The organism is Nocardia sp. NPDC004711 (genome assembly GCF_053601595.1).
In genome coordinates, this window is the sequence record NZ_JBSGCB010000026.1 from 119,391 (window position 1) to 131,011 (window position 11,621).

An 11,621-nucleotide genomic window follows, 5' to 3' on the forward strand; every position below is an offset into this window, starting at 1 on the left:
GCGGATTCGCTGATCAGCTGTGGACCGGGGCCGCCGGGTGCGGCGGCCCCGGGGTGAATTCGGTGCGCAGGTCGCGCTCTGCGGACCGAACCCACAGCAGCACAACGACTTCGCGCAGGGTGAGGTCCAGCTCCGCGGCCAGCAGCTCGGCCACCGCCAGCGCCTGATCGGGATCGTCCGGACTCGGGTCGCTGAGGATCTCGTCGAGCACCAGGCCGCGGCAGGCCGCTTCCTGGGTGAGCAATCGATCCGGGAGCCAGGTGAGCACCCAGCTGTCGGTGGAAGGTGTTGTGCGAACTGCTATCTCGGGCGTCTTGTCGCTGCGGACGGTCCAGGGGGTGAATTCGAGGGCCATGAGGTCGGGAACCTCCTCGAAGAGTGGTTGTAGCACCAAGGATACTGGAGTGCTTCGATGGCACATAGCCAGAAGAATTGCTCAAGGACGATACTGAAAAGGCAACTGATGCTTAGAAATAGGCGTATTGGCGTACAAGTATCCTGGATATCGTAGATATCAAGCGGTTTGGGTGCTGTCGCGCTGAGTGTTGCCGTATTCCAATCGCAGATCTGCGCCCCAGCTGATATTCGGCATGGTCGTTTTGCCCGTTTAGCCTGACCTGTAAAAGAATCGGCAGACTCGTGCTGGATCTGCGATGGCGAAGATGACACATCGTGCTTAGGATGGGCTTCGCGTGACACGTCTGAGCAATGCGGATCATGATGGGAGACGAGCATGTCGGGCTCGGCCTCGGACGGCGAGCAGATCGGCGCGGCAGTCAAGCGACTCCGCCGGCAACGCAATCTCACCCAGGAGGCGCTGGCCGATCGGGTCGGCTGCTCGCGCAGTCTGATTCAACAGATCGAGAACGGCAGACGCGTTCCACCCCGCTCCCAGCGCGAAAAGCTGAGTGCGGCCCTGGGCGAACGCCTGCCCGGCCTCGACGACGAGACCGAGGCTGAGCGTGTCATCAGCGACCTGCGTATCCGCTTCGAGATCCTCTCGACCGAGAAGCCCGACCTGGCCGCCCGCGTCCTCGCGCTCGCCCAGAGCCTGTCCAACCTCGACGACATGGGTGAGCAACTCGTGCCGCTCCGGGAGATCGCCGAGCGCCAGCTGGTCCGGGCCGAGGAGGTCTTGGTGCAGATTCCCTCGGGCAGTGTCGTTGTGCCGGAATGGAATACGGTCCTGGACTGGCTGACGGTGCTGGATCGCGCGCAACAGCGGATCTGCGCGATCCACACCGCCGAACTGGGTGCGATCGGCGGCGACGTCGGCGTCGAATATCACCGGGCGATCCTCGCCAAAGCCCGAGCCGGTGTGTCGGTGCAGCGTGTCTATGTGCTGGACGACGTGGTGAACGTGACGCCCTATGAGGACAAGCTCTGGCAACAGGTCAAGGCGAACGTGGAAACCACCCTGGTGAACCGGGAGTTCGCTCCCAACGCACAGGGCATGCTCATCGTCGACGACAGTTACGTGCTGGCGGGCGACTACGATTTCCGCCGTCGCGAGCGTGACTCCAGCCGGTTCTCCTCACTCTGGCACGATGTCCAGACCGCCCACCGCAAGTTCAAGCACCTCCGCGATCTCAGGGCGGACGGAATGGCGCTAGTCGTCAACGATCTCGTGGAGCGGACGGGACTGATTCGGTTCGAGCACCTGGACCAGGAGGACTGCCGCGACCGTTTCCGTGCGGCCCTGCGTCAGGCGTGGAGCGACGGGCAGCCCGGATCTGAAGGCGCGCCCAGATGAGCCGAGGGTTCGCGGTGTCGCCGCCGCTGGACCCGGTCGACGTGGCGGACCGTTCCGACCAGCGCAAGCATCTCGCGCGGAACTACCTCGACAGCGAGAGCCGGTTCGCCGGGACGAACGGCCGGATCTATCGCGGGATCATCGACGCGTATCACGGTGAAACCGGGCTGCTCATGGACCGGAACGCCACGGCGGCCCTGAATTCCGCATGGGCCGAGGTGATGGCCGGTCATGGCGCGGCGGGCGGCGGAAATCTCACCGACGGCCGGGACGGGTCGCCCTACGCGAAGAAGCAACCGGCGGTCCTGCGCAGGTTGGCTGCCGAGCGGCTGTTCGCGCGGATATCGCAACCGATCGACGGAATGCCGGGAGTCGATATCGATCCCGGCGAGGTGATCGTCAGCCCCTACTCGAGCACCGTCCTGCTGGAGGAGGCGATCGCCACGCTGGCTCGGCCCGGTGGCGTCCTGGTCTGCCCGGAGGGCTACTACAAGAGCGTGGCCGGGCACATCGCCAAGTTCGGCATGCGGATGGCGACCAGCAGTGTGACCCCGGGCAGCGACTTCCGGATCGACCCGGTATCGCTGGAGCGAACCCTGAAACACCATGCGGCGCAGGGAAACCTGTGCGGCGTTTTACTGACCCTGCCCGGCAACCCGGTGGTCGCCGACTACACCGTCGAGCAGCTGGTCGAGATCGGCCGGGTGCTCGTCTCCGCCGATGTGCCGGTGATCTGCGATATGTCGTTCGACCTACTGGTCGAGGGGCACATCCCGATTGCGTCGATCGTCGTCCCGACGGCCGATGGCCCGGTCCGACTGTATGACCGGGTCCTCAGCATCACCGGTAATTCCAAGGCGTTCAACGCCTTCGGGCCGTGCAAGCTGGGTGCGGCCTGTTCGGGCGACCAGCAGTGGCTGGCCCGGGTACGCGAGCGACTACGTGTCGCCTTCCAGCGTGAGACCACGCATCTGGCCCGTGCCACGATCGAGGGCACCTCGGACGGCTACCTGATCCGGAACCGCGTGCTGCTGCGGGAGCGGATGGATTCCGCGCGTCGGCTGGTGGCCGGGATCAATGCCGGATTCGCCACCGAACTGCTGCGGCCGCTGGGCAGCCGGGACGGCATGTTCCTCACGATCGAATTCGATGCCGGGGTGATGTCGGCGGCGGCGGTGCGATCCAGCGCGGACCTGGAGGACCTGCTGCTGATGGCGGCCGGCATCGATTGCGTGGCGCTGGACCGCACCGGATCGCATCGAATGGGCGTGCGGCTCAATGTGACAACGCCCCGGCGCGCCACCGGTGAGGTGGGTCCGGACCTGGTCGTCGAGTTGTTCGACCGCATCGAGCGGCTGCTCCAGCGGATCGACGCGGGCATGACGTATTCCGGTGCCCTGCTGGAACGACGGATTCCGGCTCGGTCCCCGCGGGTCTTCACCGTCGGCGTGCTGCGCGAAACCGCCGCCCACGAACTGCGTGTCGCCTCCACGCCGGATGATGTGACGGCGCTGGTCCGCAGCGGGCTGAAGGTGGTGGTGGAGCAGGATGCCGGGCGGTGGGCCCGGTTCGACGACGCCGACTATCGGGCCGCCGGCGCCTCGGTGGTGCCGGGACCCGAGTGCGTCTTCGCCGTCGCCGACCTGGTCGCCTGGGTCAAACCGCCTGCCTACGACCTGGATACGATGCCGACCCGGACCGGGCAGCTACTACTCGGATTCCAGGATCCGGTGAAGCGCCGCCGGTCCATTCACCGGCTGAGCCAATACGGGGTGGAGTCGGTGGGCTTCGAGCACATGCCACCGGATCTCGAGACGGCTCACCTCGATCCGCTGACCGCCATGAGCCGGATCGCCGGTGAGGTGGCCTACCGCGAGGGGCGTGAGCGCCTACGCGAGCAGGATCCGGATTGTGCGGTGCGTGCGCTGATCATCGGCTGTGGGCAGGCCGGGCTCGCCGCCATCGACGCCGCGGTTCGCTGTGGTGACGCGTCACCGGCGGCCATCGGTCGCCGAGCCGAGCAGCGCGCCGCCGCGTCGGCCCGGGGCGCGAATCGCTTTCTTCTCGATCCCGATCCGGACCGGGTCGCGGACTACATCCGTTCCGTCCGTCCGAATCTGGTGGTGTGTGCGGCCGGACGGCGCGGGACGGCGGCACCGGTGCTGCTGGACCGGTCGGGTCTGGCGGCGTTGCCGAACGGTGCCGTGGTGGTCGATCTGACGGCCAAGTCGGGCGGCAACTGCGTGGTGACCCGCGTGGACGCCACGGTCACGCTGGCCGACAACGTCACCGTGATGCATCGCTCGAACTTCCCGTCCGCGCGTCCGGACGTCGCGAGTCGTGCGTACGGTGCGGCCGCGGCCACCGCGATCCTGGGGTACAGCGCGGCCCCCAGGTCAGATGGAAGGGATGCCGTCCCAAGCCTTTTCGAGGGCGGTGCGGAACAGGGTGCGGCAATCGCCGGTATCGAGATGAGCGAACTGCGATCTGCGCGCTGACGCTGCCGGGCAGTCGCTGAGGCGGCGTTGATCGGTCAGTCGGCGGTGAACGTCATGCCGGTGAACCGAGTCCAGCACTGTCGGAGATAGAACTCCATGTCGATGGACGGGTCGATGAGCCAGCGCGATTGCAGGCCGTCGGCCAGGGCCATGAACGCGGTGGCCATCACCTCGGCGTCGACGGACTCCGGGATGCCGCCCGCCCGCTGGATGCCGCGGATGAGCTCGGCGAAGCCGGCGGTGCCGAGTTCGTAGTGCAGGCGCATGTACTCGTGGGCGGGGTGGTTCGGATCGGCGGCGGCCGCCTGCATGTGGGTGAACAGCTCGATGAGGCCGGGCACCTGGGTATTACGGCGAATGAGCTGGATGAGCGCCTCGGGCGTGGGGTCGCCCATGGCGGCCACGTCGATCTCGTCGCGTTTGCGCAGGACCGCGACGAACAGCTCCTCCTTGGAGCCGAAGTAGTGCAGCAGCCCGCTCTGGCTCAGGCCGACCGCCTCGGCCAGCTCGGCCACCGAGGTGGCCAGGAATCCGCGCTCGGCAATGGTGTGCAGCGCGGCCTCCAGGATCTGCTCCCGCCGTTCGATGCCTTTCCCGTAGGGGCCTCGTTTCGCCATCGGTCGAGTTTAAGCGGACTCTGAGAGTTGCTTGTCCACCAAAACCGAGCGCTGTACGGTTTTGCCCATGCGATTCCGCCTCCGCAACCTCGCCCCGGTCGTCCTGGCCGCCTCCGCCGCCCTCACCGCGAGTGCGGCCCCGGCCTTCGCCCGGCCGGAACCGCCCGCGCGGATCGCGCCGCTCGGCCCGGACTTCCTGTGGGGCGTGGCGGCCTCGGGATTCCAGTCCGAAGGGCATGCGCCGGACAGCAATTGGTCCCGCTACGCCGCCTCCGGGAAAACCGACGACCCGTACGGGGATTCGATCGACTTCGCCGACCGCTACGAGTCCGATATCGAGCTGGCGAGACAGCTGGGTGTGAAGGTGTACCGGATCGGCATCGAATGGGCGCGGGTTCAGCCCCGGCCGGGCGTGTGGGACGTGGACGGACTTCGCTTCTACGACAGGGTTATCGGGGCCATCGAGGCGGCGGGCATGCGGCCCATGCTGACCCTCGACCACTGGGTGTACCCGGGCTGGGAGGCGGATCGGGGCGGCTGGAATCAGCCGGGGATGGTCGACGACTGGCTGGCCAACGCGCGCACCATCGTGGACCGCTACGCGGCGGGCAATCCGCTCTGGGTCACGTTCAACGAGCCGGCCATGTACATGATCAACGAGGTCCGGATGGGCTCGCTGCCGGTGACCGCGGTGCCGATCATGCAGGACCGGATCGCGCAGGCGCACAACGCCATCTACGACTACATCCACCAGGTGCAGCCGGACGCGCTGGTCACCAGCAATGTCGCCTACCTCCCGTCGGCGGAGGACGCGGTGAACGGCCCGCTCATCGGCAAGATCGCCGCCAAGCTGGACTACATCGGAATCGACTACTACTACGGCCTGTCCCCGGATGCTCTGCGTTCGGCGAACATCAGCCAGCTCTGGCACAACCCGCTGCAGGCCGACGGCATCTACTATGCGCTGGAACACTATTCGCACGCCTTCCCGGGTAAGCCGCTCTATATCGTCGAGAACGGCATGCCCACGGAGAACGGCAAGCCGCGCGACGACGGGTACACCCGGGCGGACGACCTGCGCGACACCGTCTACTGGGTGCAGCGCGCCAAAGCCGACGGCATGAACGTGATCGGCTACAACTACTGGAGCCTCACCGACAACTACGAGTGGGGTTCCTACACACCGCGATTCGGCCTCTACACGGTGGACGTCCGGACCGACCCCACCCTCACCCGCCGCCCCACCGACGCGGTCCCGGCCTACACCGAGATCACCCGCTCGGGCGGCGTCCCCGCCGACTACCGCCCGACCCGCGAGCCCAAGACCTGCTCGCTGGTCGACGCCCCCGCCAGCTGCACCGATCCGGTGACGCTGCCCCGCTGACCACCCGGCGGCTCGCCGGATCGGCCGTGCGACATCGTGTCAGGTGCTTCCCCCTGACCGGCCCGACCCGCGCATCGGGTGTCGACCCATCGGTCCGATCCGGCGATGCCCCGCATGCCGCCCGCTGACCCGGACATCGGTGTCAGCGGGCGGTTTTCGGGTTCAGCGCAGTGCGGGGACGACCTCGCGCTCGAAGAGCTCCAGTCCGGAGGTGTCGTAGGCGGTCTCCGGGAAGTAGTGGATGGAGTAGCCCAGCCCGAGATCCCTGACGCGCGAGAGCCGTTCGACGATCTGCTCGGGGGTGCCGACGGCGGGGGAGTCACGGAAGAGATCCTTCACGTGCTGGGCCGCGCCCTCGGCCCCGACGAAGGGGGTCAGGCGGGCCTCCAGCTGGGACAGGCGGTCCTGCACCTCGGCCTCGGTCGCGCCGACGAGGGTATTGAAGTTGGAGCTCCGGGTGATGGCGTCGAATTCCGTTCCGACCGCGGCACAGTGGGCGCGCAGCAGGTCCGACTTCTGGGTGAAGGTCTCCGGATCGCCCGCGAAATTGGTGTACCGGGCGTACTTCGCCGCGATCCGGAGCGTCACCTTCTCGCCGCCACCCGCGATCCAGATCGGAATTCCGCCCTCCTGCAGGGGAAGCGGGCGCACGATCGCGCCGTCGACCTGGTAGTGCTTGCCGTCGAGAGTGGCCTTGCCGGTGGTCCACGCCTGCTTGAAGATCTGCACGCCCTCGTCCAGGCGGCCCAATCGCACACCGGCGGAGGGGAATCCGTAACCGTAGGCGCGCCATTCGTGCTCGTACCACCCACCGCCGATGCCCATTTCCACCCGGCCGCCCGAGATGAGATCCACGGTGGCGGCGACCTTGGCCAGGTAGGCGGGGTCCCGGTAGCTCATGGCGGTGCACATCTGGCCCAGCCGGATACGCGTGGTGCTGGCCGCCAGCGCGGACATGAGCGACCACGCCTCGTGGGTGGCCTCCTCGGTGGGGACCGGCACGGTGTGGAAGTGGTCGTACACCCACAGTGACTCCCAGACGTCCCCCGAATCCGCGCGCTGCGCCAGGTCCCGCATCACTCCCCACTGCGCGGCGGGATCGATACCGACCAGGTCGAGCCGCCAGCCCTGCGGGATGAAGATGCCGAAACGCACTAGATATCTCCTCTGTTCGAATCCGGTGTGGTCACCTCGGCCGGGCCGAGCGCCTTGCGCAATGCCGTTGCGACGGTCTCGAGTTCGGCCGGATCCAGTCTGCCCCCGAAGCGCTGCTCGATGCCGGTCAGATAATGCGGCGCGGCCTCACGGAAGCGGCGGCGGCCCGCATCGGTAATGCTCACGAACGCCGAGCGGCCGTCGTCCGGATTGGATTCACGCCGAACCAAACCGTCCGACTCCATCTCGGTCACCAGGCGGCTGACCCGGGTGCGGCTCAGCACCACCCGCTCACCCAGGTCGCTCATTCGGAGCCGGTGTGGCCCATCGAGTTCCAGCAGCACGTCGTACCAGCTCAGCGGCAGTCCGGTGGCGCGGCGCAGGGCGGCGTCGAGTTCGGGCACGAGTTTCGCGTGGACCTGCAGCAGGGCGGCCCAGGCGTGGACGGCCGGATGGGATCGGGAGGCGGACACCGGCCCATCATAACCAGTTGCGTGCGCGCACACGTAAATAGTAGCGTGCACACGCACATATTCTCGGAAAGGAACTTCCATGACCGCACTCATCACACGCGACGAACTCGTGCAGGAGATCGAGGCCGGTTCGGTCATCGTGCTCGACGCCCTCGGCGGCGAGTACTACGCCAAGGCCCACCTCCCCGGCGCGCTCGCGCTGGTCGAGTCCGAGGTGGAAAGCCGCGCGCCGCACCTGCTTCCGGATCGCGACGCGGCCATCGTCACCTATTGCTCCAACGCTGCCTGCCCCAACAGCCAGAACGTGGCCACCCGGCTGGAGCGGCTGGGCTACACCAATGTCCGCAAGTACCGCGACGGCATTCAGGATTGGACCGAGGCGGGTCTGCCCGTCGAAAGCTGATCGCGCACAACGGCACTCGGCCGCCCCCCGTCGCGATGCGCGGCGGGGAGCGGCAGATTGTCCCAGACGCGCTACGATGCCCCGGTTAGTTCGATCTCCGACGGAGGGGGCTCACCGGTGAGCACGATCCAACTGACCACACCCGACGGCGCCATCGACGCGTATGTCGCCACTCCGGCCGGACTCGGGCCCTGGCCCGGTGTCGTGGTGGTGCACGACATGGTGGGTGTCAACGACGACATGCGGACCATCGCCGGCCGCCTGGCCGACAACGGGTATCTCGCCATCGTTCCGAATCTTTTCGCGCGCGGCCGGGTTCGGTGCGTGCCGAGCGTGATCCGGGAACTGCTGTCCAATGGGAACGGCACCACCGTCCACGACATCCTCAGCGCCCGCGCCCATCTCATCGCCGATCCGAACTGCACCGGCCGGGTGGCTGTGGTCGGCTTCTGCCTGGGCGGCGGGTTCGCACTCCTGGCTGCCACCAAGGGTTTCGACGCCGCGGCCCCCTTCTACCCCTCCGGCCGCGGCAACTACGAGGACATCCTGCGCGGTTCCTGCCCCATCGTCGCCAGCTACGGCGCCCTCGACCCGGCCAATCCCGGCCGCGGCTCGAAACTCGAACGCGTCCTGACCGACTATGGCATCGACCACGATGTGAAGACCTACCCCGGCGTCACCCACGCCTTCGCCAACCTCACCCCGGCCGAACCGGTCATCCGGGTCACGGGCCTCGGCTACAACGAGGAAGCCACCGAGGACGCCTGGCGGCGCATCTTCGCCTTCTTCGAGACTCACCTGCGCTGACCGACGAGTACCGAGATCATTCAGCGGTTTCGATTTCGTCCGGGATATCCATGAGTTCGTGCATTTCGACATCACCGGCGTCGACGGCGGCGATGGATTCCAGGAGTCGCCGAGCCATCGTGGGCGAGGACATCAGGTAGTCGGTTTCCGTCATCGCGCTGTCCTTCGGTCGCGGCTCTCTGCTCAGTCCCTGACGGTGATCGACAGGCGCGGGCGGGTGGGGTTGTCGGGGGAGACGCGTTCCCAGACGGCGTCGAGCATGGGGGCCAGCAGGAGTTCGCCGAATTGGCGGATCAGAACGGCGACAATCTGGGCGGATTCGGGTTTGTCGGTGGAGGCCAGGCCGGCCTCCCGCAGGCCGGCGACCTCGCTGCGGGTCAGGTCCACGAGGGCGTCCAGGAGATGGATGCGGGTTTCCGAGGGTTCCAGCAGGGAGCGGCGGATGTAGTTCACGACGGCCGGGTTGTCGTGCAGCATCCGGCGGACCGCTTCGTCGCGGGCCGACGCGACTTCGGCGTGCGTGCCGGTAGGGGGAATCGAGGCGACGGTCTGGGCGAAGTAGTCGACGACCAGCTTGTCGACCGCGTCGCGCAGGCCGTCCTTGGTCTTGAAATGGTGCTGGACGAGCCCGAGGGTGACGCCGGCCTCGGCGGCCACCGCGCGCAGCGAGACCCGGGAGTCGCCGTACTGGGCGAACAGGTCCATGGCGGCATTGCGGATGCGGGCCTTGGCGGTCAGGTCGTCATTGGTGGCTCGTGGATTCAGCATCGCCCCTCAACTCGTCGATTGCGTCCGCCGATTTTACGTCGAGTAGTAGCGGTTCCCGGTCAGGCGCTGAGCTGGCGTTATGATTGACCGACTTACGATACAACTGTATCGTTCGCTGCATGGAGGAACCAACGATGCGGCGCGCTGGCCGCCCGGGTGCGCCGGGCGGGAACCGGTGCGGGACAGCCGTATCGGGTGGCGCTGGAAGAGGCCGCGGCCCGCGCGGGCGACGCGGTGCGGTACCGGCTCATGGGGGACGGGGCGGTGCCGGCGGAGCCTTCCCCGGCTACGCCGTCTACGACTGCGCCGACGGCTACATCGCGCTGGGGGCGGTGGAGCCGCACTTCTTCCTGGGTGCGCTGGCGACCTTCGGGACCGACGGCACCCACGAGGCTTTCCGGAAGGCGTTCGCCGACAAGACCATTGCCGAGCTCGAAGCCATCGCCGCTCGGGAAGACCTGCCGCTCAACGGCATCCGACGCAACAACGGAGAGTGACACCGATGTCCGTACTGTTCCCCGACTACCGCCCCACCTGGGAGACGGACCAGCACCGCGAGCTGCGCAAGCACGCGGCGGAGTTCTTCCGCAAGGAGTCCGCGCCCAACCGCGAGCGCTGGACCAAGCAGCACATGGTCGATCGTGAGTTCTGGAACAAGGCCGGTGACGCCGGTCTGCTCGGGCTGGACCTGCCCGAGGAATTCGGCGGCGCGGGCGGCGATTTCGGCCTGCAGGCCGTGGTCCAGGAGGAGCTGGTCTACGCGCACGACAATGGCTTCGGCTTCTCGGTGCACTCGCCGATCGTGTCGCACTACGTCTACCACTACGGCAACGAGGAGCAGCGCCGGAAGTGGCTGCCGGGCATCATCAGCGGTGAGCTGGTGCTGGCCATCGCCATGACCGAGCCGGGCACCGGTTCGGACCTGCAGTCGGTGCGCACCACCGCCATCCGCGCGGGCGACCACTACGTCATCAACGGCTCGAAGACATTCATCTCCAATGGCACTCACTGCGATCTGCTGGTGATCGTGGCCAAGACCGACCCGTCCCAGGGTGCGGCCGGCGTCTCGCTCATCGTGGCCGAGACCAAGGATCTGCCGGGCTTCGAGCGCGGCCGGGTGCTGGAGAAGATGGGCCAGCACGCCCAGGACACCCGCGAGCTGTTCTTCTCCGACATGCGCGTCCCGGTCGCCAATCTGCTCGGCGCGCAGGAGGGTCTGGGCTTCTATCAACTGATGGAGCAGCTGGCCCGCGAGCGCCTGATCATCGCCAGCCTGTGCTCGGCCCTGGCCGAGGCGGCGGTGCTGGAGGCGCTGCGCTACTCCAAGGAGCGCGAGGCGTTCGGCCGCCCGATCGGCAAGTTCCAGCACAATGCCTTCACCCTGGCCGAGGTCAAGACCGAGGCGCTGGCCATCAAGACGCTGGTGGACTACGCGATTCAGCAGTACATCGACGGCAGGAACGATCCGTCGACCGCGTCCATGGCCAAGCTGTTCGCCGCCGAGACCGCCGACAAGGTGGTCGACAAGTGCCTGCAGCTGTTCGGCGGCTACGGCTACATGATGGAGTACCCGATCGCGAACATGTACACGGGTTCGCGCGTGAACCGCATCTACGGCGGCACCAGCGAGATCATGAAGGAGATCATCTCCCGCTCGCTGTGACGCGGAGATTCCGGTGCCACCTTGTCGGTCACCTACACCGGGCCCGACCCCGACAACGACAAGGCCCGCCTCTACACCGCCAAGTACACCCCCGCCGTCG

12 protein-coding genes and 1 pseudogene are annotated in these 11,621 nt (G+C 67.3%); 7 read left to right on the forward strand and 6 right to left on the reverse strand.

The window, feature by feature from the left end; all coding sequences use genetic code 11:
• Positions 1–13: 13 nt before the first annotated feature.
• Positions 14–391 carry a hypothetical protein gene (locus ACWEKS_RS26365; protein WP_452342542.1) on the reverse strand — a complete coding sequence of 126 codons (378 nt, stop codon included), beginning with the start codon at positions 389–391 and terminating at the stop codon, positions 14–16.
• A gap of 342 nt (positions 392–733) precedes the next feature.
• Here ACWEKS_RS26365 and ACWEKS_RS26370 point away from each other — a divergent pair, with 342 nt between their 5' ends.
• Together ACWEKS_RS26370 and ACWEKS_RS26375 are read left to right on the forward strand one after the other, a co-directional pair.
• Positions 734–1,753 carry a helix-turn-helix domain-containing protein gene (locus ACWEKS_RS26370; RefSeq protein WP_452342543.1) on the forward strand — a complete coding sequence of 340 codons (1,020 nt, stop codon included), beginning with the start codon at positions 734–736 and terminating at the stop codon, positions 1,751–1,753.
• Complete coding sequence (locus tag ACWEKS_RS26375; protein WP_452342544.1) at positions 1,750–4,251, forward strand: aminotransferase class I/II-fold pyridoxal phosphate-dependent enzyme; 2,502 nt, start codon at positions 1,750–1,752, stop codon at positions 4,249–4,251. Before ACWEKS_RS26370 ends, ACWEKS_RS26375 begins: the two co-directional genes overlap by 4 nt.
• 35 nt (positions 4,252–4,286) lie before the next feature.
• Here the strand turns inward: ACWEKS_RS26375 and ACWEKS_RS26380 are convergent, their stop codons facing one another.
• On the reverse strand, positions 4,287–4,868 hold the full coding sequence (locus ACWEKS_RS26380) for a TetR/AcrR family transcriptional regulator (protein ID WP_452342545.1): 582 nt from the start codon (positions 4,866–4,868) through the stop codon (positions 4,287–4,289).
• Positions 4,869–4,935: 67 nt separating this feature from the next.
• Here ACWEKS_RS26380 and ACWEKS_RS26385 point away from each other — a divergent pair, with 67 nt between their 5' ends.
• On the forward strand, positions 4,936–6,252 hold the full coding sequence (locus ACWEKS_RS26385) for a family 1 glycosylhydrolase (protein WP_452342546.1): 1,317 nt from the start codon (positions 4,936–4,938) through the stop codon (positions 6,250–6,252).
• Between the two features lie 162 nt (positions 6,253–6,414).
• Here ACWEKS_RS26385 and ACWEKS_RS26390 read toward each other — a convergent pair whose 3' ends face one another.
• Positions 6,415–7,407 carry an LLM class F420-dependent oxidoreductase gene (locus ACWEKS_RS26390; protein ID WP_452342547.1) on the reverse strand — a complete coding sequence of 331 codons (993 nt, stop codon included), beginning with the start codon at positions 7,405–7,407 and terminating at the stop codon, positions 6,415–6,417.
• Entirely contained in the window at positions 7,407–7,880 is a 474-nt protein-coding gene (locus tag ACWEKS_RS26395; protein ID WP_452342548.1) for a MarR family winged helix-turn-helix transcriptional regulator, read from the reverse strand. Before ACWEKS_RS26395 ends, ACWEKS_RS26390 begins: the two co-directional genes overlap by 1 nt.
• Before the next feature lie 79 nt (positions 7,881–7,959).
• On the opposite strand from ACWEKS_RS26395, the gene ACWEKS_RS26400 reads away from it, so the two are divergent.
• Together ACWEKS_RS26400 and ACWEKS_RS26405 are read left to right on the forward strand one after the other, a co-directional pair.
• The gene (locus ACWEKS_RS26400) at positions 7,960–8,283 is read left to right on the forward strand and encodes a rhodanese-like domain-containing protein (RefSeq protein ID WP_452342549.1); all 324 of its coding nucleotides are present in this window, start codon (positions 7,960–7,962) and stop codon (positions 8,281–8,283) included.
• A gap of 117 nt (positions 8,284–8,400) precedes the next feature.
• Complete coding sequence (locus ACWEKS_RS26405) at positions 8,401–9,090, forward strand: dienelactone hydrolase family protein (RefSeq protein ID WP_452342550.1); 690 nt, start codon at positions 8,401–8,403, stop codon at positions 9,088–9,090.
• A gap of 16 nt (positions 9,091–9,106) precedes the next feature.
• On the opposite strand, the gene ACWEKS_RS26410 is transcribed toward ACWEKS_RS26405, so the two are convergent.
• Both ACWEKS_RS26410 and ACWEKS_RS26415 read right to left on the reverse strand, forming a co-directional pair.
• The gene (locus ACWEKS_RS26410) at positions 9,107–9,244 is read right to left on the reverse strand and encodes a hypothetical protein (protein ID WP_452342551.1); all 138 of its coding nucleotides are present in this window, start codon (positions 9,242–9,244) and stop codon (positions 9,107–9,109) included.
• A gap of 29 nt (positions 9,245–9,273) precedes the next feature.
• Complete coding sequence (locus ACWEKS_RS26415; protein WP_354841517.1) at positions 9,274–9,858, reverse strand: TetR/AcrR family transcriptional regulator; 585 nt, start codon at positions 9,856–9,858, stop codon at positions 9,274–9,276.
• A 141-nt stretch (positions 9,859–9,999) separates the two neighbouring features.
• Here ACWEKS_RS26415 and ACWEKS_RS26420 point away from each other — a divergent pair.
• A pseudogene (locus ACWEKS_RS26420) lies at positions 10,000–10,355 on the forward strand (CoA transferase); the annotation flags it as partial.
• Between the two features lie 5 nt (positions 10,356–10,360).
• Entirely contained in the window at positions 10,361–11,521 is a 1,161-nt protein-coding gene (locus ACWEKS_RS26425) for an acyl-CoA dehydrogenase family protein (RefSeq protein ID WP_452342552.1), read from the forward strand.
• The last annotated feature ends 100 nt before the right edge of the window (positions 11,522–11,621 follow it).

Coding starts and splice junctions, on each gene's coding strand:
- ACWEKS_RS26410 (WP_452342551.1), bottom strand. CDS start 9,244: ATGACGGAAACCGACTACCTGATGTCCTCGCCCACGATGGCTCGGCGA.
- ACWEKS_RS26380 (WP_452342545.1), bottom strand. CDS start 4,868: ATGGCGAAACGAGGCCCCTACGGGAAAGGCATCGAACGGCGGGAGCAG.
- ACWEKS_RS26400 (WP_452342549.1), top strand. CDS start 7,960: ATGACCGCACTCATCACACGCGACGAACTCGTGCAGGAGATCGAGGCC.
- ACWEKS_RS26425 (WP_452342552.1), top strand. CDS start 10,361: ATGTCCGTACTGTTCCCCGACTACCGCCCCACCTGGGAGACGGACCAG.
- ACWEKS_RS26370 (WP_452342543.1), top strand. CDS start 734: ATGTCGGGCTCGGCCTCGGACGGCGAGCAGATCGGCGCGGCAGTCAAG.
- ACWEKS_RS26375 (WP_452342544.1), top strand. CDS start 1,750: ATGAGCCGAGGGTTCGCGGTGTCGCCGCCGCTGGACCCGGTCGACGTG.
- ACWEKS_RS26385 (WP_452342546.1), top strand. CDS start 4,936: ATGCGATTCCGCCTCCGCAACCTCGCCCCGGTCGTCCTGGCCGCCTCC.
- ACWEKS_RS26415 (WP_354841517.1), bottom strand. CDS start 9,858: ATGCTGAATCCACGAGCCACCAATGACGACCTGACCGCCAAGGCCCGC.